22 protein-coding genes are annotated in these 22,106 nt (G+C 35.2%); 10 read left to right on the top strand and 12 right to left on the bottom strand.

Features of this window, described 5'->3' with window-relative positions; genetic code table 11:
• Positions 1 to 91 precede the first annotated feature (91 nt).
• The 7 genes from ACZ1AQ_RS10050 to ACZ1AQ_RS10020 form a co-directional block, all read right to left on the bottom strand.
• Positions 92 to 1,387: a cryptochrome/photolyase family protein gene (locus ACZ1AQ_RS10050; RefSeq protein ID WP_489632773.1), complete on the bottom strand. Its 1,296-nt coding sequence runs from the start codon at positions 1,385 to 1,387 to the stop codon at positions 92 to 94.
• Complete coding sequence (locus tag ACZ1AQ_RS10045) at positions 1,387 to 1,848, bottom strand: SRPBCC family protein (protein ID WP_489632772.1); 462 nt, start codon at positions 1,846 to 1,848, stop codon at positions 1,387 to 1,389. Before ACZ1AQ_RS10045 ends, ACZ1AQ_RS10050 begins: the two co-directional genes overlap by 1 nt.
• Before the next feature lie 190 nt (positions 1,849 to 2,038).
• Positions 2,039 to 2,479, bottom strand: a complete 441-nt coding sequence (locus ACZ1AQ_RS10040; protein WP_489632771.1) for a sterol desaturase family protein — start codon at positions 2,477 to 2,479, stop codon at positions 2,039 to 2,041.
• A 36-nt stretch (positions 2,480 to 2,515) separates the two neighbouring features.
• Positions 2,516 to 3,355, bottom strand: a complete 840-nt coding sequence (locus ACZ1AQ_RS10035) for a phytoene/squalene synthase family protein (RefSeq protein ID WP_489632770.1) — start codon at positions 3,353 to 3,355, stop codon at positions 2,516 to 2,518.
• A gap of 3 nt (positions 3,356 to 3,358) precedes the next feature.
• Positions 3,359 to 4,825, bottom strand: coding sequence for a phytoene desaturase family protein (locus ACZ1AQ_RS10030; RefSeq protein ID WP_489632769.1), 1,467 nt, complete (start codon positions 4,823 to 4,825; stop codon positions 3,359 to 3,361).
• A gap of 28 nt (positions 4,826 to 4,853) precedes the next feature.
• Positions 4,854 to 5,750, bottom strand: coding sequence for a MerR family transcriptional regulator (locus tag ACZ1AQ_RS10025; RefSeq protein WP_489632768.1), 897 nt, complete (start codon positions 5,748 to 5,750; stop codon positions 4,854 to 4,856).
• Between the two features lie 65 nt (positions 5,751 to 5,815).
• On the bottom strand, positions 5,816 to 6,775 hold the full coding sequence (locus tag ACZ1AQ_RS10020; protein ID WP_489632767.1) for an ion channel: 960 nt from the start codon (positions 6,773 to 6,775) through the stop codon (positions 5,816 to 5,818).
• A gap of 140 nt (positions 6,776 to 6,915) precedes the next feature.
• Here ACZ1AQ_RS10020 and ACZ1AQ_RS10015 point away from each other — a divergent pair, with 140 nt between their 5' ends.
• Genes ACZ1AQ_RS10015 through ACZ1AQ_RS09995 form a run of 5 tightly spaced genes read left to right on the top strand, consistent with a single transcriptional unit; the run spans position 6,916 to position 10,378 of the window.
• Positions 6,916 to 7,293: a hypothetical protein gene (locus ACZ1AQ_RS10015; protein WP_489632766.1), complete on the top strand. Its 378-nt coding sequence runs from the start codon at positions 6,916 to 6,918 to the stop codon at positions 7,291 to 7,293.
• 28 nt (positions 7,294 to 7,321) lie between these two features.
• Positions 7,322 to 8,209: a dienelactone hydrolase family protein gene (locus ACZ1AQ_RS10010; protein ID WP_489632765.1), complete on the top strand. Its 888-nt coding sequence runs from the start codon at positions 7,322 to 7,324 to the stop codon at positions 8,207 to 8,209.
• Between the two features lie 33 nt (positions 8,210 to 8,242).
• The gene (locus tag ACZ1AQ_RS10005) at positions 8,243 to 8,881 is read left to right on the top strand and encodes a CatB-related O-acetyltransferase (protein WP_489632764.1); all 639 of its coding nucleotides are present in this window, start codon (positions 8,243 to 8,245) and stop codon (positions 8,879 to 8,881) included.
• Complete coding sequence (locus tag ACZ1AQ_RS10000; protein WP_489632763.1) at positions 8,871 to 9,524, top strand: hypothetical protein; 654 nt, start codon at positions 8,871 to 8,873, stop codon at positions 9,522 to 9,524. Before ACZ1AQ_RS10005 ends, ACZ1AQ_RS10000 begins: the two co-directional genes overlap by 11 nt.
• 8 nt (positions 9,525 to 9,532) lie before the next feature.
• A complete protein-coding gene (locus ACZ1AQ_RS09995; protein WP_489632762.1) occupies positions 9,533 to 10,378 on the top strand; it encodes a sulfurtransferase in 846 nt (281 codons plus the stop codon).
• A 67-nt stretch (positions 10,379 to 10,445) separates the two neighbouring features.
• Here the strand turns inward: ACZ1AQ_RS09995 and carB are convergent, their stop codons facing one another.
• Both carB and rpmH read right to left on the bottom strand, forming a co-directional pair.
• Positions 10,446 to 13,298 (bottom strand): carbamoyl-phosphate synthase large subunit, encoded by a 2,853-nt coding sequence (gene carB / locus ACZ1AQ_RS09990; RefSeq protein WP_489632761.1) that lies wholly within the window; start codon positions 13,296 to 13,298, stop codon positions 10,446 to 10,448.
• Positions 13,299 to 13,421: 123 nt separating this feature from the next.
• The gene (gene rpmH, locus ACZ1AQ_RS09985; protein ID WP_008464848.1) at positions 13,422 to 13,583 is read right to left on the bottom strand and encodes a 50S ribosomal protein L34; all 162 of its coding nucleotides are present in this window, start codon (positions 13,581 to 13,583) and stop codon (positions 13,422 to 13,424) included.
• A 169-nt stretch (positions 13,584 to 13,752) separates the two neighbouring features.
• On the opposite strand from rpmH, the gene ACZ1AQ_RS09980 reads away from it, so the two are divergent.
• The gene (locus ACZ1AQ_RS09980; protein WP_438062035.1) at positions 13,753 to 14,268 is read left to right on the top strand and encodes a DUF2892 domain-containing protein; all 516 of its coding nucleotides are present in this window, start codon (positions 13,753 to 13,755) and stop codon (positions 14,266 to 14,268) included.
• Positions 14,269 to 14,308: 40 nt separating this feature from the next.
• On the opposite strand, the gene ACZ1AQ_RS09975 is transcribed toward ACZ1AQ_RS09980, so the two are convergent.
• Complete coding sequence (locus ACZ1AQ_RS09975; protein ID WP_489632760.1) at positions 14,309 to 14,983, bottom strand: alpha/beta fold hydrolase; 675 nt, start codon at positions 14,981 to 14,983, stop codon at positions 14,309 to 14,311.
• 258 nt (positions 14,984 to 15,241) lie between these two features.
• Between ACZ1AQ_RS09975 and ACZ1AQ_RS09970 the strand changes: the two genes are divergently transcribed.
• Complete coding sequence (locus ACZ1AQ_RS09970) at positions 15,242 to 15,526, top strand: GNAT family N-acetyltransferase (protein WP_489632759.1); 285 nt, start codon at positions 15,242 to 15,244, stop codon at positions 15,524 to 15,526.
• A 33-nt stretch (positions 15,527 to 15,559) separates the two neighbouring features.
• Here the strand turns inward: ACZ1AQ_RS09970 and ACZ1AQ_RS09965 are convergent, their stop codons facing one another.
• Positions 15,560 to 16,693, bottom strand: coding sequence for a dermokine domain-containing protein (locus ACZ1AQ_RS09965; RefSeq protein WP_489632758.1), 1,134 nt, complete (start codon positions 16,691 to 16,693; stop codon positions 15,560 to 15,562).
• 158 nt (positions 16,694 to 16,851) lie between these two features.
• Here ACZ1AQ_RS09965 and ACZ1AQ_RS09960 point away from each other — a divergent pair, with 158 nt between their 5' ends.
• The 3 genes from ACZ1AQ_RS09960 to ACZ1AQ_RS09950 are packed head-to-tail and all read left to right on the top strand — an operon-like array spanning position 16,852 to position 20,395.
• Positions 16,852 to 18,252 (top strand): TolC family protein, encoded by a 1,401-nt coding sequence (locus tag ACZ1AQ_RS09960; RefSeq protein WP_489632757.1) that lies wholly within the window; start codon positions 16,852 to 16,854, stop codon positions 18,250 to 18,252.
• A gap of 29 nt (positions 18,253 to 18,281) precedes the next feature.
• Complete coding sequence (locus ACZ1AQ_RS09955; protein ID WP_489632756.1) at positions 18,282 to 19,235, top strand: HlyD family secretion protein; 954 nt, start codon at positions 18,282 to 18,284, stop codon at positions 19,233 to 19,235.
• A gap of 2 nt (positions 19,236 to 19,237) precedes the next feature.
• On the top strand, positions 19,238 to 20,395 hold the full coding sequence (locus tag ACZ1AQ_RS09950; RefSeq protein WP_489632755.1) for an ABC transporter permease: 1,158 nt from the start codon (positions 19,238 to 19,240) through the stop codon (positions 20,393 to 20,395).
• Positions 20,396 to 20,448: 53 nt separating this feature from the next.
• Here the strand turns inward: ACZ1AQ_RS09950 and ACZ1AQ_RS09945 are convergent, their stop codons facing one another.
• Positions 20,449 to 22,086, bottom strand: coding sequence for an ABC-F family ATP-binding cassette domain-containing protein (locus ACZ1AQ_RS09945; RefSeq protein ID WP_489632754.1), 1,638 nt, complete (start codon positions 22,084 to 22,086; stop codon positions 20,449 to 20,451).
• Between the last annotated feature and the right edge of the window lie 20 nt (positions 22,087 to 22,106).

Below are 22,106 nucleotides of genomic sequence, written 5' to 3'. Positions count from 1 at the left end.
GCACAAAAAACCTTTTTTCCATGATGCAAAACTAATCATTTATTTGTTTTTATTCTAAATTGCGGAATTAATTATCACTTAAAATAAGTATTCACTTCAAAATCCCAGCTTTATAAGTAGCAATAGCACGGTCTCTTGCCATATCGTGTTCCACCATAGGTGCGCCGTAGCCTAAATCAAATTCAGGAATCCATTTTCGGATGTAATGGCCTTTGGCATCAAATTTTTGCAATTGAATATCGGGATTGAACACTCTAAAATATGGAGCAGCATCACAACCTGTACCAGCTGCCCATTGCCAATTGCCCACATTGGCAGACAAATCATAGTCTAAGAGTTTTTGAGCGAAATAGGCTTCGCCCCATTGCCAAGGTAATAACAAATGTTTGCACAAAAAGCTTGCTACCACCATACGCACGCGATTGTGCATATAACCCGTAGCATTGAGTTCGCGCATACCTGCGTCAACCATTGGATAGCCTGTCGTTCCTGAACACCAGCGTTGAAAATCGGCTTCATCATTACGCCATTGTATGCCGTCGTAAGCTGATTTAAAATTGTGTTGGACTACTTTGGGGAAATGATACAAGATTTGCATAAAAAATTCTCTCCAAATGAGTTCGCTCAAGAAAACGTCATTTTTACGCGCTGCCCAATTCACTAATTTTCGAACACTAACAGTACCAAATCGCAAATGTGGCGACAAATAAGAGGTTGTATCTAATGCTGGAAAATCACGGGTTTCGTGATAATTTGCAATTTTAGTCAAATTGTGGGGTTTGACTTTGATGCTACTCGTTTCAAAACCAATAGCAGACAAGGAAGGAAATTCGAAGGAACTAGCCAACCAATTTTCTGAAAAAACTGTCTTTTCGTGCTCAGTAACGGGTGCTATTGTTTTGTATTTTTCTAACCATTTGTTTTTATAGGGCGTGTAAACCGTGTAAGGCAAACCGTCGGCCTTGGTGATTTCGGCTTCTTCAAAAATGACTTGGTCTTTGAACGCCTGAACTTTTACGCCATTTTGAGCTAACAATTCAGTAATCTGTTGGTCTCTGTTTATGGCATAGGGTTCATAATCTTTGTTGAAAAAAAGCGCTTTGACCTCAAATTCGGTTATTAATTGTTGCCAAACATCTTGGGTTTTTCCTTTTTTTACCAAAAGAGAACTCCTAAATTCGGCTAATTTTTCGTTGATTTTCGAAAGTGATTCGTAGATAAAAGTGACTCTAGCATCGTCTTTGGGCAAATGTTCCAAAATGGCATCATCAAAAATGAAAACAGCAAGTACTGGATAGCCACTTTGTAACGCCTGATATAGGCCTACATTATCTTCTAACCGCAAATCGCGACGGAACCAAAAAACAGTAACAGGCTGGGCAGTCATTATTTTGCATTAAAAAGTTGGTCTACTGCTACTCTTCTGTAGTCGAAGATTGTTTTTAGTTTATTTTTGACTACTAGGAAATTCATAATGCGACCTAAAAAACCTAGAGGTAGGGCGTAATGAACCACATCGGTCATTTTTACACCGTTTTCGGTGGCTTCAAAGAAATGTTTGTGGTGCCACAACGTATAGGGACCAAAACGCTGCTCATCTATAAAATAACTTTTGTCTTTTACGGCTGTAATGATGGTCATCCAACTTAGTTTTATTCCTGCTAAAGGCGACACTTTGTATTGTATCACTTGACCTGGATAGGCGGTTCTACCATCGAAATCTACGATTTGAAACCCCATATCCAATGGCGTTATTTTTTGCAGATTTTGTGGACTAGAGAAAAAGCTCCAACATTCGTCAAGTGTAGCATTGATGTTTTGAACAGTTTCTAATTTATATACTTTCATAATGTATGCGATAAATGGTGTTGATTTCCCTGCGTGAGGGGTAGTAATGGAGCTCTTTTTAATTTTTTTATAGCTTAGGGTTTAAGCCCTAAGCTATAAAAAAATTAAAAAAGCGGGAATGGATGACCCGACCCCCGATTGGAGTGTCGTTTTGTTAGTATATTCGTGTTTCGGGGGGCACGCCCAAAAACTACATTTTATAATATTTGAAGGGTACGAATAGCATTCCGAAACATTCGCCATGCTCTTTGCCCAAATGTTTGTGGTGTACTTTGTGAGCTTTCCTGAGTCCGATTAAATATCTGTTGTTCGTGTGTTTGAACCACTTGAAACGTTGGTGAATTAAAACATCATGGATTAAAAAGTAGCAAATTCCATAAAATAGAATGCCTAGCCCTATGAAAAACTTGTAATTGAGTCCGCCCTCTACTCCATAATAAAAAAGAATGATGCTAGGAATGGCAAAAATGACAAAGAAAATATCGTTGCGTTCGAATACATGTGCGTATTTGGGTTGATGGTGATCGGCGTGAAAATACCACATAAAACCATGCATCACGAATTTGTGGGTGCACCAAGTCACACACTCCATAAATAAAAAAACTCCTAGAAAAATGAAAAAATTAAGCATAGTACTTACGTTTTTTTTTAATTAAATGCTATTGGGCTAGACCATTCGTAACTTGTAGGTCACAAATGACTGTGCCAACAATCCCGCTTTTGAATAATTTGACACACGGATTCTAGCAGTTCCAATTTTGTGACAAGGTGTTTTTTCGAGTTTACGCAAGAGTTTTAAGTAATACACATAAGCTGTAAACACTCCAAATTTAGCTTCGAGTGGTAATTTTTTAATTCCTTCTCTTGCAATTCTAAAATCTTCTTGAATTTCGGCAATGATTGCTTTTTTGGCGGTTTCGTCGAAAGATTTCAAATCTACACCTGGGAAATAATTGCGATTTAGCACTAAATTATCATCTCTTAAATCTCTCAAGAAATTTACTTTTTGAAAAGCCGAACCTAATCTCATGGCTTCGTCTTTTAAAAGATTGTATTTTTCTTCGTCGCCTCGTACAAAAACTTTTAGGCACATTAGTCCAACAACATCTGCTGAACCATAGATATACTCTTCGTACTCTGACTTGGTGTTGTAGTCTGACTTTACCAAATCGAGTTTCATGCTTTTGAGAAATGCTTGAATCAAATCGTCTGAAATATTATTTTGTTTGACTGTGATTTGAAAGGCATTCAAAATAGGGTTCAAACTGATTCCTGATTCGTAAGCTTTGTAATACTCGGTTTCAAAATCATTGATTAATTTTTCTTTTTCGAAACCATGAAACGAATCTACGATTTCATCGGCAAAACGAACAAATCCATAAATACTGTAAATGTCCTCTCTAATACTTGGAGCTAGCATATATACCGCCAGCGAAAAGGAAGTGCTGTAATTTTTGGTTACTAATTTACTACACTTAAAAGATACCTCATCAAATAATTGCTTCATAATTTACGCTACTGAAAATTGTTTATTAATTAATTCTGACACTAGTTTACCTGAAATTAAAGCAGGAGGTACTCCTGGACCTGGCACGGTTAATTGTCCTGTAAAATATAAGTTTTTGACTTTTTTACTTTTCAATTTTGGTCTCAAAAAAGCGGTTTGCAATAAAGTATTGGCCATTCCGTATGCATTCCCTTTATAAGAATTATACTCAGACACAAAATCATTTTTGCAAAACGATTGTTTAAATATAATGTTATTTTTTACAGTTTGTTGCGTAAGTTGCTCAAAACGAGCAATTATTTTATCAAAATACTGTTCTCTTAATTCCTCAGTATCATTAATTCCGGGAGCCAAGGGTACTAAAAAGAAAGCAGATTCCATTCCTTCCGGAGCTGCAGTTGGATCAGTAAGAGAAGGAAAATTGGCATAAAACAAAGGCTCTTTTGGCCATTGCGGTTCATCGTAAATATCTTTGGTATGTTGGTAAAAATCAACATCAAAGAATAAAGCGTGATGAGAAATATTTTCTATTTTTTTATCAAAACCTACATAAAACAATAATGAGGAAGGGGCAAAAACGCGACTTTCCCAATAGGCTTCTGAGTAAGCTCGATGCTCTTTATCCAATAAAGTTTCTGTATGATGATAATCGGCACCGCTCAAGACTACATCAGAGGTGATGGTTTGTCCGTTGATGACAACCGCTTTGGCAATTTTGTTTTCGACTACAATTTTTTCTACGGCTGCATTGGTAACAAATTTAACTCCTACTTCCCTAGCCAAACTTTCCATAGCTAAAACTACATCAAACATACCTGTTTTAGGATGCCAAGTGCCTAAACCAAAGTCTGCATAATTCATAAAACTATAAAACGAAGGCGTATCTGAAGGTTTGGCTCCAAGAAACAAGACTGGAAATTCAAGAATCTGAATCAATCTTGGATTGGTAAACTTTTTGCGAACATCTCGACTGATATTACTAAAAAACTGTCCAACTTTCTGAGCTGTTTTTGTAGTAACCAATTCTAAAGGAGAAACACCAGGGCGATATACCAAATCTTTAATAGCAATATCATAATTACTTTGAGCTTCGGCCATAAATGACCTAAGAACTTTGCCACTTCCCTTTTCTATTGCTTCAAAAGTTTGGGCTATTGCATCTAAGTTATCGGCTATGGCTATAAAATCATTGATTCCGAAATATACACGGTAGGCTGGTGACAGTTTGATTAGCTCATAATAATCTGTGGTCTTCTTCCCAAAATCGGCAAAAAAGCGTTCAAAAATATCAGGCATCCAATACCAGCTAGGGCCCATATCAAAAGTAAAACCCTCGGCTTTTAACTGTCTTGCTCTTCCGCCAATTGTTGCATTTTTCTCAAAAATAGTAACATCGTAGCCGCTTTTGGCCAAATAACAAGAGGCGGATAAAGCAGAGAAACCTGAACCAATAATTGTAATTTTTTTCATTGTTTAGTAAGGGGCTTAATTAGAAGGGCTAAATGGCATCTACCAATTCTGTAATGGATTCAAAAACTCTCGTATCCTGAGCAATTTTATCTTTATTGATGTTATCTACTAAACGACCAATAAACCATAATTTCGTTCCATCACCCAACAAATCAGACTCCATCGTAGATACGTAATTATCAATAGCTTCACGATCTGGTTGCACAGTCATGTAAGTAATGTAAACAATGGGAGCAAAATTGTTTTTCAACACTTTTAAGTTGTCAATAGGCATACTTTCTCCTAAATAAACCGTTTTATAGCCTTGTAACAAAATCTCGTAATGTAAATACATCAAACCTAGCTCATGAATTTCATTCATTGGCAAAGACAATACAAATACTTTATCATGATGTTGTACAGGCTGCGTTTGTAATTGCTCAATATTAATTAGTAATTTTTGTTTAATCAAATAGCTCACAAAATGCTCATGTGCTGGTGTAATAGTGTCAGTTTGCCATAATAAACCCAATTCATTCATCAAAGGAACGAACACTTGCAAAAAAACCTCTTTGAATGTCTTTTTTGCAATTAACCAATCGTACGTTTTAAAAAACAAATCTTGGTCAAAGTTCATCATTGCCATTTTGAAATCACTAATGGCATGATTGTTTGCATTTTTTGTGGTAATAATTTCTCGAACCAAGGATGGAATCTTCTCCTCTGAGTAAGTAGCAATTTTCGAAATCTTATATCCATAATCATGAAGCAAGGTGATGTTCAATAATTTTTGCAGACTATGAAGATCATATAAACGAATATTTGTATCCGTTCGCATAGGTTGCAAAACATTGTATCGTTTTTCCCAAATACGAATCGTATGTGCTTTAATCCCCGAGAGATTCTCTAGGTCTTTGATGCTGAATACATTTTTAATATTGTTCATTGTTTTTGAAAATTTATTAAACAAAAGTAAAATATTTTTTTCGATAAACAATAAAAAAAGTGTAATTATAAAGTTACTTTTTCAAAATCATTGAGCTGATTCAAATGAATTAAGGTATGGGTGTGTTTAGCACTACTTTCAAACATCGATCTAAACTTAGCTCCATAAACAACTTCTGGAAATATATATGACGTTCTTGTTGCTACCGTGGTGCTATACATATCATCAAACGTTTTGACAAAAACTAAAATTTCTCCTTGTAGATTTGCAAAATCTTGAGCCGTAAATTGATATAAAGGACTCTTATCGGTAATAGGATGTACAATAGTCCAACTCAATACGAGTGTATTGACTCTGTTAATTTCTAAATCTAAAGTGTAAAACTTATTGGTCAAAACACCGTTTTCCTCTATGCTCAATCCCAAAGTAACGCTGACTTCAGTATCGAGATAATTGGTGTTTTTATAAGGCGCCAGCCTAAACATCAAAGCTGTTCCGCCTTGATACGGCGCAATAATGGCATTATCAGAAAATTTTAAATAGACTCTAGGTTTACTAAATCGACCAAAAAACAACCCAGTTGCTATTGCAAAACTGAGCAAACCAATTAAAGCTTCGGCAGCAGAGAGCGAACTGGTTAAAAACCCAACGGGACTTATATGACCATATCCAACCGTGGTAAAAGTTTGTGCACTAAAAAAATAAGCTTGTCCAAATTGCTCGAATTGACTTTGAGTAGTAGCAATTCCGTTTAAATACTCTATTCCAATGGCAAAATACAAACAAGCAAAAACAAAATTAATACCAATATAAAACAACAACAATAAACCTAGAAACTTCCAAGAAGGCAAATCTAATAACGTATGGTACCAACTTCTACTTTCAAAAAATGAAAGCCCCAAACGTTTCACTCTGGCATTTCCGTCTTTGTTTAAAAAACGCTTACCGTTAATAGTTGCATTAGTTCCAAATCCAGTATTGATAATAGGGGTTAACTTGGAATTCAATCGTTGAAAAAGTGCCATAAAATTTGATGATTATATACCAAAAACAGTATTTTATTTATTTTTAATGCAATAAAAATAAATAAATAACACTAGAATTTATAATCAATCGATAAGGAAGCGAAAAAAAAGTTATTTTTATGAGCAAAAACCTTCTATCTATGAGAACACTATTTTTCATAATTGCATTTGCTACTTTTCAAATGAATGCTCAGCAGCTCAAAATGCCCATTCCTGCAGCCTCTTTTCAGCCTAAATTGGCGTTCTCAAATTACAACAGCATCCGATTTACTTATCCGAATCTTAGTTTCAAAACGCATACTACGCCCTATTCGTTGAATGTGTATAATCCCGCCAGCGGTTTGAACGATAGTTTTTATTTAAAAAATCAAGAAGCAAAATACAGTAAATCGTTTTATATTCCACAAAATGTAATGTATCCTAGAGGGGCAAAAATAGATTCTTTTAACCCATACGGAACTAATAACATTGGAGCCGCCTTAACTCTTGGAGTCATAGATTTATTACTCAACAAATAAAACCTACATAACAAAAAAACAACCAACTATGAAAGAAATCACCAAAGCAGACATTAGCCAAGAAGTTTTTGATTTATATGATGATTATGCCCATAACAAAATTGAAAGAAGGCAATTTATAGAAAAACTATCCCTTTTTGCAGTAGGAAGTTTGACTGTCCCTACACTACTCAATTTTATGACCCCAAATTATAAAGACACTCAAACTATTGCAGCCAATGATCCAAGATTAGAATCAGCCATGATTAGCTACCCTTCTCCAAAAGGAGGCGGAACAATCAAAGGATTACTTTCTAAACCAACCGACAAAAAGAAAAAACTACCAGGTATTATTGTAGTTCATGAAAATAGAGGTTTAAATCCCTACATTGAAGACGTAGGAAGAAGAGGAGCCCTAGAAGGCTTTATCACATTAGCACCCGATGCTTTGAGTCCACTAGGAGGTTATCCTGGAAATGATGATGCTGGTCGTGAATTACAAAAAAAACGTACCCGTGAGGAAATGCTCGAAGATTTTATTGCTGCCTATGAATTTTTAAAAGATCATAAAGATTGTAATGGACATGTAGGAGTGGTAGGATTTTGTTTTGGCGGATGGATTGCCAATATGATGGCAGTTCGTATACCAAAATTAGGAGCAGCAGTACCTTTTTATGGTGGTCAACCTAGCGCAGAAGATGCCGCTAAAATAAAAGCACCGCTCTTGATACAATATGCAGGCTTAGATACACGAGTTAATGAAGGTTGGCCCGCTTATGAAAAAATTTTAAAACAAAATAAAGTCGCTTATACCGCTTACATCTATCCCGATGTGAATCACGGTTTCCACAACAATACTACACCAAGATATGATGAAAAAGCAGCCACTCTAGCCTGGACAAGAACCATTGATTTTTTCAAAAAAAATCTAAAATAAAAAGTATTCAAAAAGCGATTCCAAAAGAGTTATATGCAATATCCTAATAAAGATCAAAAATTTCCACTCGAAAACTACACTAGATTATGCTTTTTAAAAAACATAATCACCAATCCCAACATTATCGTTGGAGATTACACCTATTATGATGATTTTGAAGATGTGGCCAATTTTGAAAAAAATGTAAAGTACCATTTTGATTTTATTGGAGACCAATTGATTATTGGTAAGTTTTGTATGATAGCCTCTAATGTAACGTTTATTATGAACGGAGCTAACCATTTAACCCAAAGCATTAGCTCGTATCCCTTTGCCATCTTTGGACACGATTGGCAAAATGCTATGAAAGACAAAACCTATCCCAACAAAGGAAACACAATAGTAGGCAACGATGTTTGGATTGGTTACAATGTGACAATTTTGCCAGGAATAACAATAGGTGACGGTGCCATAATTGCGGCCAATACAACAGTAACCAAAGATGTTCCTCCATACTCAATTGCTGGTGGCAACCCCTCAAAAGTGATTAAAAAAAGATTCACTGATGAAAAAATCGAAACCCTTTTAGAACTTAAGTGGTGGGATTGGGATATTGAAAAAATTACCAAACATGTCGCTGATCTTACAGGCGATGGCATTATTAATTTGAAAGCTATTGCAAATGAAGAATAGACTCCTATTTATATTCCTTCTTTGTTACACTACTCTTGTTTATTCACAAGAAAACGTTCTAAATATTGACCCCGAAGGTATCATCATAGAAGAAGTTGCCAATGGAAGAATAGAAAACAATGTATTTATTTGCAATCTATTTGATTGGAAAATTGCTATCCCTAAGGACTTTAAAGTAACTGAACTCTCAAAAGCAGAAGAATTACAAAACAAAGGCTTTGCTTTTATCAAAAACAATGCTCCTGAGGGTACGGTTATTCATTCTAAACCTCCAATTTTGATTGGCTTTGAAAGAAATAAATACAACTATTTTAGTTCAAGTTATGAATCGCTCAAAGGAGAGAAAACAACAACATTGGAAGATCACAAAATTTTTTTGGTTCAATTGTTAACCAATACGTATGCAAAAATTAAAGAACTCAAATCCGAAATTAAAACATCAAACCTAAACTTAGGATCCCACCAATTTTATAAAATAACGATTAGACTCTATAATACTAAAAATGACAGACTTGTATTAACCCAAGAAATCTACAATACTTTTATCAATGAACATTTGTTTAGTGCCTCTATAAATTATACTAATGAGATTACTGGAATGCTGTTGTATTATAGTTTGAAAAAATCATTTGAAACCAATTAAAGATAAACATGTCAATAAATGCAATCATAAACGCATCAGAATTACTAGCCATTTACAAAACCGAAAACATTCTTTTGGTTGATGCAAGCAACGGACCAAATACCAAACTTAATTACGAAAACAAACATTTGGAAGGAGCCATTTTTGTAGATGCAAATACACAATTAGCTACAATCGAAACTGACGTTGCCGTGGGAGGAAGACATCCCCTACCAAGCATTGAAGATTTTTCAAAAACTTTGGGCAATTTAGGGATTACTCCTCAAACATGGGTCGTAGTTTACGATGATAAAAATGGAGCAAATGCCGCCGCTCGCTTTTGGTGGATGCTACGCGCTATTGGTCACGAAAAAGTACAAGTGCTTAACGGTGGCATTCAAGCTGCTGAAAAAATAGGTTTTCCTGTAAATTCAGGACCAGTTTCTATAAGAAAAAAAGAAAACTATCCTTGCACAACTTGGCAATGGCCTATTACTTCAATTGATGAAGTCGAAAAAGTAGTCAAGCTTCCTTCACATACCGTAATCGATGTTAGAGAAGCTTTTCGCTATAATGGAGAAAGTGAACCCATTGACTCAATTGCAGGTCATATTCCTAGCGCCATCAATATGCCTTTTATTCAAAACCTAGATGAGAACGGTTTATTTTTGCCTCCAGAAGTAATAAAAGAAAAATACATTACCCTACTTACTGAATATGTTCCCGATAAAACCATTGTTCATTGCGGTTCAGGCATTACAGCATGCCATACTATATTAGCCTTACATCATGCAGGTTTTGCTATCCCAAAATTGTATGTAGGCTCTTGGAGCGAATGGAGCCGAAACGACAAACCAATAGCTACTAACAAATAACAAAAGCGTTTCTTTGAGGACACAAAAAAAGCCCCTAAACGGGGCTTTTATATCTATAATTTTGAGTTTATTTGCTCAAGTACATTTTTCTTCTAGAGTACAACTCATAGAATTGATCATCTTTCAGGTCATCTATAAACAAAATACTTTCTCCAGTAGATTTCATTTCTGGTCCTAAAGCTTTGTTTACATTTTTGAACTTACTAAATGAGAAAACAGGCTGTTTGATAGCGAATCCTTTTAACTGTGGATTAAAATCAAAATCAGTTACTTTATTTACACCAAGCATTACCTTTGTCGCGTAATTCACGTAAGGCTCGCCATAAGCTTTTGCAATGAATGGTACCGTTCTAGAAGCTCTAGGATTTGCTTCGATGATGTATACCATATCATCTTTGATCGCAAACTGAATATTGATTAACCCTACCGTTTTTAATGCCAAGGCAATTTTCTTCGTATGATCTTTAATTTGTTGCATTACAAATTCTCCTAAATTAAAAGGAGGCAAAGTAGCATTACTATCACCAGAGTGTACTCCACAAGGCTCAATGTGTTCCATAATTCCGATGATGTACACATTTTCACCATCGCAAATAGCATCTGCTTCAGCTTCTATAGCTCCTGCTAAGTAATGGTCTAGTAGTAATTTATTACCAGGAATAGACTTTAACAAGTTAATTACGTGTTCTTCTAATTCTTGTTTGTTAATCACGATTTTCATTCCTTGACCACCCAATACATAAGATGGACGAATCAACAATGGAAAATCTAATTTATCTGCTAAAGCCGAAGCTTCATCAGCAGTTTCTGCAATTCCAAACTTAGGAAACGGAATATCTAATTCAGTCAAAAGATCTGAAAAACGCCCTCTATCTTCCGCTAAATCCAAAGCTTCAAAACTTGTTCCGATGATTTTTATACCATATTTGGATAGTTTTTCAGCTAATTTCAAAGCTGTTTGTCCACCTAACTGAACGATAACTCCTTCTGGTTTTTCATGCTTAATGATATCGTATATGTGTTCCCAGAAAACTGGTTCGAAATACAATTTATCCGCAGTATCAAAATCGGTAGAAACCGTTTCTGGGTTACAATTGATCATAATGGTTTCGTAACCACATTCTTTGGCTGCTAAAACTCCGTGTACACAAGAGTAATCAAATTCAATTCCTTGACCAATTCGGTTCGGTCCAGACCCAAGAACAACAATTTTCTTTTTATCGGTTACTATACTTTCATTATGAACATAACGCTCTCCATTGGCTTTTTCAATTTCGGCCTCAAAAGTAGAATAGTAATATGGTGTTTGCGCTTTAAACTCAGCCGCACAAGTATCTACCAATTTAAACACACGATTGATGTTCATCTTTTCTCTCAACTCATGTACTTGACTCTCTAAGCAACCCATCATGTGAGCAATTTGTCTATCGGCAAATCCTTTTTGCTTAGCTTCAAGCAACAATTCTCTTGATAAAGTATCTACTTTGTGGTTGGAAATCTCTTTCTCTAAGATATATAGTTCTTCATATTGTTTTAGGAACCACATATCGACTTTTGTAATTTCGTGAATACGACTCAACGGAATCCCCATTGCAATAGCATCATAAATTACGAAAACACGGTCCCAACTTGCAAAAGTTAGTTTTTCAATAATTTGCTCGTAATTGGTGTAGCCTTTTCCGTCAGCACCTAATCCATTACGTTTGATTTCTAATGACTGAGTAGCTTTGTGCAAGGCTTCTTGAAACGAACGTCCAATCCCCATCACCTCACCTACAGATTTCATTTGAAGTCCTAACGTTCTATCAGAACCTTCGAATTTATCAAAATTCCAACGAGGAATTTTCACAATTACATAATCTAAAGTTGGCTCAAATAAAGCTGATGTAGATTTTGTAATTTGATTTTGTAATTCATCTAAGTTGTAGCCCAAAGCTAGTTTTGATGCAATTTTAGCAATTGGATATCCAGTAGCTTTAGATGCTAAAGCAGAAGAACGAGATACACGAGGGTTAATTTCGATAGCAACGATATCTTCTTTTTCATCAGGAGAAACCGCAAACTGTACGTTACAACCTCCAGCAAAGTTTCCGATAGAACGCATCATTAAGATGGCCATATCACGCATTTTTTGAAAAGTAGTATCTGATAAAGTCATCGCTGGAGCAACAGTAATCGAGTCTCCTGTGTGAATTCCCATAGGATCCATGTTCTCAATAGAACAAATGATTACTACGTTGTCATTTTTATCTCTTAAAAGCTCTAACTCATATTCTTTCCAACCTAGCAGCGCTTTATCAATCAATACTTCGTGAATTGGTGACATTTCTAAACCATAGGTTAGTTTTTCATCAAATTCTTCTTTAGTATGCACAAAAGCAGCTCCAGTTCCTCCTAAAGTAAACGATGGACGGATTACTAACGGAAAGCCAAATTCTTGAGCAATTTCTTTACCTTCAAGGAAAGAAGTAGCTGTTTTAGCAGGAGCCGTAGGAACATTAATCTTTTGAAGCAATTGTTTGAACTGCTCTCTATCTTCGGTGATGTTGATTGCATTTACATCAACACCAATCATTTTTACCCCAAAATCATCCCATATTCCTTTTTCATCAGCCTCCAAACATAAATTCAACGCTGTTTGACCTCCCATTGTAGGCAAAACAGCATCAATTTGTGGATGCGCTTTAAGAATTTCAATAATAGATTTTGTAGTTAAAGGTTTTAGATAAACGTGATCCGCCATAGAAGGATCCGTCATAATTGTAGCTGGATTCGAATTGATAAGAATAACTTCTATTCCTTCTTCACGAATAGAGCGTGCCGATTGCGAACCTGCATAATCAAATTCGCAAGCTTGACCAATTACAATAGGTCCTGAACCTATTATTAAAACGGATTTTATCGATGTGTCTTTTGGCATTTTGTATGGGATTGTGTTGTTATTGTACTTATTCCGAGGAAACTAATCTACGCAAGTCGCGTTTGGGTATAAAAAAAGGCGATACTAACAATAAGTAACGCCTTTATGATGTTTATGAAAACATTATTTTTTGTGTCTAGGTTCGCTAGAAACAGTCAATTTATGTCTTCCTTTAGCTCTTCTACGCGCTAGAACTTTTCTTCCATTCGCAGACGCCATTCTGTCCATAAATCCGTGTTTATTTCTTCTTTTTCTTTTCGATGGTTGAAATGTTCTTTTGCTCATTGCTTTGTATCTTTAAAAATCTTGTTTATGTATCTTTATTTTGTTTGGACTAACCCTTATTCCAAAACCGAGTGCAAATATACAAAGACTTTTTTTTTCTAGCAAGTAGTTTTATAAAAATATTTTTAATTCCTTTTACTATCTTTGCAATCTAAATTTAACACCTATTATGTTTCACAGAAATATCAAACTTATCTTAGCTGCATTAATCATCATTGCAGGAATTTGGCAATTTACAGAATCTAATATTGGAAACGGAATTTTCCTATTATTCCTTAGCGCCTTCCCTATTTTTCTTTATTATAAAAATGAATTTATTTTACTTGCCTTTTTAAAATTAAGAAAACAAGATTTTCCTGGTGCTCAAAAATGGTTAGCGTATATCAAAAATCCTGAAACAGCTTTGGTTAGAAAACAACAAGGATACTTTAATTACCTTCACGGGATTATGGTTTCTCAAACCAATATCAACCAAGCTGAAAAGTTCTTCAAAAAAGCTATCGAATTAGGACTTTCTATGGATATGGATTTGGCAGTAGCCAAATTAAATCTAGCGGGAATTGCTCTTTCTAGAAGAAGAAAATTAGAAGCCACTAACTTATTGAATGAAGCAAAAAAGTTAGACAAACAAAATATGTTGAAAGAACAAATTACTTTGATGAAAGAGCAAATGAAAAAAATCTAATTGCTACATCCTATTTATAAAAGGCGATTGACTGATAAAGTTAATCGCCTTTTTTAGTTCCTGTAAGAATTAATTCTGGTAAATACTCGTTCAACCAACGGAATCTAAACAAAATCATCGCGTGATTTCCACCAGGTACTACAATTGCATTTGAAATATACTTTATAGGGAACACATCATCTTCATCGCCGTGAACGTGAATCACTTTTGCATCAACCTCTGTTCGTTCCCAAAGAATCACCTGTTCTATAGCCCAATCTAAATAAGTGATATCCCTTACCGAAAGGAATTTTTCATACAATTTGAGTCGGCTTTTTATTTTTTCACCAAAAGAAAATTTAGCTAAATTCTCTACATTCAAAATCAAACTCGTAGGAATCAATTTGTAGGCTTTGGTGGTCTTGGCAACTTTCATTCGTCTCGGGAATTCCAAATTTGTTTTGACACTCGAAATTATTATAATCCGAAAAGGATTCAAAAAAGTTGCCATTTCTTGAACCAAAATACCTCCAAAAGAAACCCCAATCAACACAGGGTTTTCATGAATTACCTTTGCAGCCATTCGCTCTGCATACTGCAAAAGCGTTTCGGCAGAAAACGGAATCTCCCATTCTAGCAGAATCACTTCAAACCGTTCCTTGGGCAAATCAATTCGTTCGAAAATAGCAGAACTGGCCGCTAAACCAGGCATAAAGTAAACTGGAATTTTATTCATTATAGTTCAAATCTAATACTAGCTAAATTTAGTTTTAAAAAAACAAAAAAACGAATCATTGTTATTGTATTATCAAATGACATACTTTGTTCAAACCTCTTACAAATGACAACAACAGAAACACAGAGTTATTTCATAAATAACACAAAAATACTACTGTTTGATTATCAATTCATTACCTTTGCAACAAATTTTTCTTAAACCACAAAAGAATTATTTTAAAAAACATAAGTACAATTTTCGAAAACACTTTTTACAATGGAAATTAAAGACAATATTTTTGCAAGACAATTTGAAACCATTGTACCTGAAGGCACCTTAATCGTTGAGTATTCCTTTCAAGAGAAAAAGATTTTCCTCACGAAATTTAATGCTCCTGATTCATTCTCTGATGAAGAAACAACGCAGCGATTTTTCAAATCTATTTTAGACAATATAAGCGAACGCAACCTGAAAGCCGTTCCCATTTTACCCAAAATAGTACATTTCTTCAAAAAAAACCCATCGTACAAAGAACTTCTTCCTCCAGGAATTCGTTTATAAAAAAAAAGCTGCCCTTTAAAGCAGCTTTTCATTTTAATTTCTACCGGCTCGATTACCCACACCTCTATTCATAGTAGCAGGTTGTCCTGATGGTCTTGTAGCTGGTCGAGTTGAAGGTCTTGTGACAGGACGAGCTGAAGGAACACTTGGACGAACACTCGGTGTTGAAGGCCTAACAGAAGGAGTTGTTGGTCTAGATGTTGAAGGTAATCTATCCGAAGGTCTTGTAGACGGACGACTCATAGTGTTATTAGAGTTCGCAGGCCGCGTAGTTGGCCTCGTTGTTGGTCGTGTCGAAGGACGATTTGTTGATGGTCTAACTACTGGAGAAGCAGGTGTTCTATACGTTCTTCCATCATAAGTTGCTCTGTAACTGCCATTAAATCTGTTATTTCTAACCACAACCGAAGTAGTTCTTCGATTAGAGTAATACACTCTGTGACCCGGATTTCGGATAATTACCGTTCTGTGATAGTAATGATTTCCATAATAATGTCTGTGATACCCCCAATAGTTGTGATAAAAAACAGGACGCCAAGGTCTCCAGTATGGAGGATAATACCCCCAATACCATGGTGAGCGCCAAGGAACAAACAAAGGAGAAAACAAATACAACACTACTGGCCAAGCACTAACCGTTGTTCCGCTATTCGAATTATAATTATTTGTGGTATTATTATTAATGATAACCGTTCCTTCGCCTTTATATCCAGGATTTGGAGTACCCGAAACTTTTGCTACTTCGGCAGGTTCAACAATATAATCTTTACCATATAATTCTTCGTCGCCAATGATTTGAACCAACACTTGTCCTTTTTTATCTTTGGTAACCTCAACAACAGCAACATCTTGTTTTTCGGATGAATTGACCGCTACTTGCAAAACCACAAAATAAGCATCTCCTTTTTTCTCACTAACCACTTGAATATAATCAATAGTATTATCGTTGTTCAAATCAAGATTATTGATTTTTCCTTCTTCATCATTTATCGCTTTCTCAAAATCCTCTAATGTTTTTGATTTTTGAAAAACATCCAAAACCGCATACAAATTCAAATTATCTCCAGGAAGCCCCAATGCCTCTGGTTCATCGTTGGATTGGGCATAAGTCGAGAGACTAAAAAAACTCATCAAAAGAAGTATCAAATAAGGCAATACATTTTTCATATTTATTTTTTTTCCATTAATATACCTCTAAGATAAATAAAAATGTAAAAGGTTTAACTTCAAATAAAAATTTGACAAACAAATAGTTACTTTTTTTTGTACTTTTAAAAAGACAAACATTTTGAAAAATTACTTTTCAGTCTTTTAACGATTTTATTATGAAAAGAAGTTCCCACTATCCTTTACGTTGGTTTACAGTTTTTCTTTTTACAATCTCCATTTCTTGGGGACAAATAAAAATCTCAACAACATTAGACGAAGCTATAAACAAAGCTTTGGAAAAAAGTCTTTCACAAAAAAACAAAGAGCTCGAAATTGAGAAACTGAATTTACAGGAAAAAGGAATCTGGAATAAATATATTCCAACGGTTGAAGCTAGTGCTCTTTATTCTTATTTCGACAACAAACTCACGGTAGATTTACCCACTACTCAAATACCCATTATCAATTATCCTCTTTTTGACGGAAAAACGCCTTTCGATAATTATGGCAATATTTTCAATGGTAGTATTATGGCAAAAACAGTCCTTTTTAGTGGTATGCAAATCCCAAATGGCGCCAAAGCGATTAAAGAAAAAACCAAAGGGACGCAATTCCTAAAAGACTCCGAAAAAGACCAAATCATCAAGGAGGTTATCAATACTTTTGATCAATTGTCACTTTTAAAAGCCATTGACACTTTAATTAAAGACAGTAATAATCGCCTTCAAACCGAAGCAAAAAGAGTCCAAAAAGCCATCGAACAAGGCCTAGCAGTACCCTATGACCGAGACAAAATCAAACTTGCTGCTTTAGAGTTACAATCCAAAAAAGCAGAACTTGACGGAAAAAGAGAGCTGATATACAAAAAAATCACATATTTAACCGGCTACGATGCCTCGCAAATTAATTTGGTTACCTACAATTTAGAACCATACCTTATCCTGAATAATCAATTAAACACAGAAAACAAACAGGAAATCAAAGCTCTCGAATCTTTTAAAACAGCTTATGAATTTTTATTAAAAAAAGAAAAAGGCACTTATCTCCCAACAGTTGGAGCCTTTGGAGGCATTACCTATTCAAGTTTATTCGATGCTAGAGCCACTACACCAGTAATCACTGGAGTCAATCAGGCTCTATATTTAGGGCTCAACGAATTGACCATAAGCAACAATTGGATGGTTGGCGCAGCTGTAAAATGGGAGATTTTCACAGGCTTTGAAAGACAACACAAAATTCATGAAGCCAAAATAAACATCCATCAACTGCAAAATCAAATTGATGATACGAAAGAAAAACTAGCATTGCTACTTGAAAACAATTGGGTCAATTATACAGTTTTAAATAAAAAATTAGAAATCGCTTACCAACAAGAAAAAATTTCAAAAAACAATTTAAATCTTGCTTCGAAACAATACGCTCAAGGTCTTATCTCAGTCTCTGAACGATTAGAAGCTGAAAATGATTGTTTCAAAAGTGCCGTAAGCAAAATCAATACCCTAATTGACCAACGTTTGGCAGCTATTGAAACTATAATTGCTACTGGCGATCTTACCAAACAACTTAACAAACAATAAATCAGATTCCAATCAAAATATAGCTAAAGATGAAAAATACAATCCTATTATTCCTCACCCTACTATTATGTGCGAGTTGTAACCAATCTAAAAACAAAGAACTCCTTCAGGGTAAAGTAGAAAAAGAACAAATTGCAATTGTTAGCAAAGTCCCTGGAAAAATCATCAGTTTGCTGGTCAAAGAAGGAGATTTTGTACAGAAAGGAGATACCCTTGCCATTTTGGATATTCCTGAAGTCGATGCTAAAAAAAGTCAAGCAGAAGGTGCTGTTTTTTCGGCAAAAGCCCAATACAACATGGCTGTAAAAGGAGCAACCGACAATCAAATCAAACAATTGGAAGCCAAACTAATGGCTTTAAGAGAACAATATCAGTTTGCACAAAAATCGATTAAACGTTTGAATAATATGCTGAAAGACTCTCTGATTCCACAACAAACTTACGACGAAACTTTTGCCAAATATCAAGGTGCTTTAGCCCAATACAATGCCGTTCAAGCCGAATTGGACGATGCCAAAAAAGGAGCAAGAAAAGAGCAACAAGAAATGGCGCTCGGACAACAAGAACGTGCATACGGGGCACTACAAGAAGTAGAAACTGCCAATAAAGAACGATATGTAATTGCGCCTCAAGACATGAGCATCGAAACCATAACTTTAAATCTGGGAGAATTGGCGCTTCCAGGCTACACTCTATTTAATGGATTTATAAAAAATAGCACGTATTTCAGATTTACAATCGCAGAGAGCAAGTTAAACCAAATCAAGAAAGGTCAAGAAGTAGCTGTTACTATCCCATACAACAAACAATCCATCAAAGGAAAAATCACTACTATAAAACAATTGAGTTCCTACGGGAATATCACAACCGCTTATCCCGACTATGAAATGCAAGAAAGTTTGTTTGAAATCAAAATTACACCAATTCAAGTGCAAGACACTAAAGATTTGATTTCAAAAGCATCAGCCACTTTATCTTTATAATTATGCAGCACTTCTTTTCCCTATTAAAAAGAGAATTTCAATTGTTTTGGCAAAATAGTGTGTTACGAATGCTTTTCATTGGTGCACCACTTTTGTATGCCATATTATTAGGATATGTATATAGCAAAGGAAAAGTAACCGACTTACCCATACTAGTAATAGATTATGATCAAACCGAAATGAGCGCCAAAGCCATCGAGATGTTTAACGATGATGAAGTTATCAATGTAGCTGCGGTTTTATACGATCAAAATGAAGTGGCAAAAATTACTATTGATAAAGAGGCTAATGCGGTAGTCATCATTCCAAAGGGTTTTCAAAAAATGGTGTTTACCAAAAAATATCCTGAAATAACTACCATAGTTAATACAGCCAATATTCTAACTGCCAATTATGCATCAACCGCTATACAAATTTGTTTAGGGACTTTAAAGGTGGGAATTCAAATGGAAACACTAAGAAAACAAGGTGTTCCCGAAAAAATACTTCCCTCTCAATACGAACCTTTTAAAACAACTTTTATAAAAAAATACAATCGAAGCACCAACTATATGTATTATCTCTGGCCAGGTGTTTTATCGGCAGTTCTACAACAAGTTATGTTATTAGCCTTAGCGCTTTCCTTTGCATCCGAATTCGAGAACGGTACCTTTAGCCAATTAGTCCAAAAAAGCAATTCGATTGTACAAATGATGAGCATTAAAATCATACCTTATTTAGTGATGAGTTTTGGAGTATGGCTCATCTATTGGTTTTTTACCTTTTATTTCCGGATTCCTTTTTTCACGAACCTTCCACAACTCACTTTTGTGGCAGGTATCTTTATCCTCTCGGTTTCTTTTATCGGAATTCTAGTAAGTATCTTGATTCCAAATCAACTCAAAGCCACCGAAATTTTAATGGTGATTGCTACTCCGAGTTTCATTTTGAGCGGCTTTAGCTGGCCACTGAGTCAAATGCCTAATTGGGTTCAAGGCGTGGCTAATGTCATCCCACTTACACATTTTTTAAAGGCGTTTCGCATCCTAATTATTGAAGAAGGTACTTTATCACAAGTACAAAAACCTATTTATAACATGATTATAATCGGAGTGATTTGCGCTATTTTATCCTATATAGCCTTGTATTTCAAAAGTAAAAAAGCATTACAATCAACATAAAAAAAGGCAAGTGAATGAACCACTTGCCTTTTGATTATTTCAGAAAAAGTAAATTATTTCTTTTCGATTTCTCGCATACTATCCATTTTCTTATGAGCAAGGAAACCTTTGATATCTTCAAAATGTTCTACGACACGTTTGTTTCCAAATTCAAAAACTTTTGTAGCCAATCCGTCAAGGAAATCCCTGTCGTGCGAAACTAGAATTAAAGTACCATCAAAATCACGCAACGCATCTTTGATAATATCTTTGGTTTTCATATCCAAGTGATTGGACGGCTCATCCAGAATCAAAAGGTTTACGGGTTCTAATAACAATTTAATCATGGCCAAACGCGTTTTTTCTCCACCCGAAAGCACTTTTACTTTCTTTTGAATATCATCTCCTTGAAACATGAAGGCGCCAAGAATATTTTTAATTTGCGTTCGAATATCTCCAACAGCAATTCTGTCAATGGTTTCAAAAATGGTAGCATTCTCATCCAACATGGCGGCTTGATTTTGGGCAAAATAGCCAATTTGTGCATTGTGCCCAACTTCTACAGAACCTCCATTGATTTCGATTTCCTTCATGATGGCTTTAATCATGGTAGATTTACCTTCACCGTTTTTACCCACGAAAGCCACTTTTTGACCGCGCTCAATTACCAAATTGGCATCTTTAAAAATCAATTTATCACCATACGATTTTTCCAAATCTTTCACAATAACAGGGTATTGCCCAGAACGAACTGATGGTGGAAATTTCAATTTCAAAGCCGAAGTATCAATTTCATCTACCTCGATAGGAACAAGTTTTTCCAACATTCTCACACGAGATTGTACAGCATCGGTTTTAGAAAAAGTACCACGAAAACGCTCAATAAAAGCTTGATTATCTGCAATAAATTTTTGTTGCTCATCATAAGCTTTTTGCTGATGAACACGTCTTTCTTTTCGTAATTCTAAATAATGAGAATATTTGGCTTTGTAGTCATAAATTCTTCCCATTGTCACTTCGATAGTACGGTTGGTAATATTATCGACAAAAGCTCTATCGTGAGAAATCACCATAACGGCTTTGGCTTGATTGATCAAAAAGTCCTCTAACCATTCGATACTATCCATATCCAAGTGATTGGTTGGCTCATCGAGTAGAATCAAATCAGGTTTTGTTAAAAGGATTTTTGCCAATTCAATTCGCATTCTCCAACCACCAGAAAATTCTTTGGTGGGACGATTGAAATCTTCTCTTTCAAAACCTAAACCTTTTAATATCTTTTCAACTTCAGCTTCATAATTAACCTCTTCAATCGAATAATATTTTTCGGACAACTCAGAAACTCTTTCAATCAATTTCATATAGTCATCACTTTCATAATCTGTGCGAACCGTTAATTGTTCGTTGATATCATCAATTTCTTTTTTCATATTCAAAACACCCGCAAAAGCCTTGGATGTTTCTTCCATCACAGTACAATTATCCTCCGTTAATAAATGTTGTGGCAAATAAGCAACTACGGCATCGTTTGGAGCCGAAATAACCCCGCGTGTAGGCTTGTTTACCCCTGCTACAATCTTTAATAAAGTAGATTTCCCCGCTCCATTTTTACCCATAAGGGCAATTTTATCGGTTTCATTGATAGCAAAAGTAACTTCGCTAAAAAGAGTAGTGCCACCAAATTCAACGGCAATATCGTTTACTGTAATCATTAATTTAAAAATAAAAGGTT

This window comes from Flavobacterium sp. UM26 (assembly GCF_057922445.1).
The sequence above is the reverse complement of the archived record's forward strand: the minus strand, read 5'-3'. Positions and strand labels throughout refer to the sequence as shown.

Bases quoted from the DNA above. Each gene is read 5' to 3' on its own strand.
- ACZ1AQ_RS10050 (WP_489632773.1), bottom strand. From the start codon at position 1,387: ATGACTGCCCAGCCTGTTACTGTTTTTTGGTTCCGTCGCGATTTGCGG.
- ACZ1AQ_RS10045 (WP_489632772.1), bottom strand. From the start codon at position 1,848: ATGAAAGTATATAAATTAGAAACTGTTCAAAACATCAATGCTACACTT.
- ACZ1AQ_RS10040 (WP_489632771.1), bottom strand. From the start codon at position 2,479: ATGCTTAATTTTTTCATTTTTCTAGGAGTTTTTTTATTTATGGAGTGT.
- ACZ1AQ_RS10035 (WP_489632770.1), bottom strand. From the start codon at position 3,355: ATGAAGCAATTATTTGATGAGGTATCTTTTAAGTGTAGTAAATTAGTA.
- ACZ1AQ_RS10030 (WP_489632769.1), bottom strand. From the start codon at position 4,825: ATGAAAAAAATTACAATTATTGGTTCAGGTTTCTCTGCTTTATCCGCC.
- ACZ1AQ_RS10025 (WP_489632768.1), bottom strand. From the start codon at position 5,750: ATGAACAATATTAAAAATGTATTCAGCATCAAAGACCTAGAGAATCTC.
- ACZ1AQ_RS10020 (WP_489632767.1), bottom strand. From the start codon at position 6,775: ATGGCACTTTTTCAACGATTGAATTCCAAGTTAACCCCTATTATCAAT.
- ACZ1AQ_RS10015 (WP_489632766.1), top strand. From the start codon at position 6,916: ATGAGAACACTATTTTTCATAATTGCATTTGCTACTTTTCAAATGAAT.
- ACZ1AQ_RS10010 (WP_489632765.1), top strand. From the start codon at position 7,322: ATGAAAGAAATCACCAAAGCAGACATTAGCCAAGAAGTTTTTGATTTA.
- ACZ1AQ_RS10005 (WP_489632764.1), top strand. From the start codon at position 8,243: ATGCAATATCCTAATAAAGATCAAAAATTTCCACTCGAAAACTACACT.
- ACZ1AQ_RS10000 (WP_489632763.1), top strand. From the start codon at position 8,871: ATGAAGAATAGACTCCTATTTATATTCCTTCTTTGTTACACTACTCTT.
- ACZ1AQ_RS09995 (WP_489632762.1), top strand. From the start codon at position 9,533: ATGTCAATAAATGCAATCATAAACGCATCAGAATTACTAGCCATTTAC.
- carB (WP_489632761.1), bottom strand. From the start codon at position 13,298: ATGCCAAAAGACACATCGATAAAATCCGTTTTAATAATAGGTTCAGGA.
- rpmH (WP_008464848.1), bottom strand. From the start codon at position 13,583: ATGAGCAAAAGAACATTTCAACCATCGAAAAGAAAAAGAAGAAATAAA.
- ACZ1AQ_RS09980 (WP_438062035.1), top strand. From the start codon at position 13,753: ATGTTTCACAGAAATATCAAACTTATCTTAGCTGCATTAATCATCATT.
- ACZ1AQ_RS09975 (WP_489632760.1), bottom strand. From the start codon at position 14,983: ATGAATAAAATTCCAGTTTACTTTATGCCTGGTTTAGCGGCCAGTTCT.
- ACZ1AQ_RS09970 (WP_489632759.1), top strand. From the start codon at position 15,242: ATGGAAATTAAAGACAATATTTTTGCAAGACAATTTGAAACCATTGTA.
- ACZ1AQ_RS09965 (WP_489632758.1), bottom strand. From the start codon at position 16,693: ATGAAAAATGTATTGCCTTATTTGATACTTCTTTTGATGAGTTTTTTT.
- ACZ1AQ_RS09960 (WP_489632757.1), top strand. From the start codon at position 16,852: ATGAAAAGAAGTTCCCACTATCCTTTACGTTGGTTTACAGTTTTTCTT.
- ACZ1AQ_RS09955 (WP_489632756.1), top strand. From the start codon at position 18,282: ATGAAAAATACAATCCTATTATTCCTCACCCTACTATTATGTGCGAGT.
- ACZ1AQ_RS09950 (WP_489632755.1), top strand. From the start codon at position 19,238: ATGCAGCACTTCTTTTCCCTATTAAAAAGAGAATTTCAATTGTTTTGG.
- ACZ1AQ_RS09945 (WP_489632754.1), bottom strand. From the start codon at position 22,086: ATGATTACAGTAAACGATATTGCCGTTGAATTTGGTGGCACTACTCTT.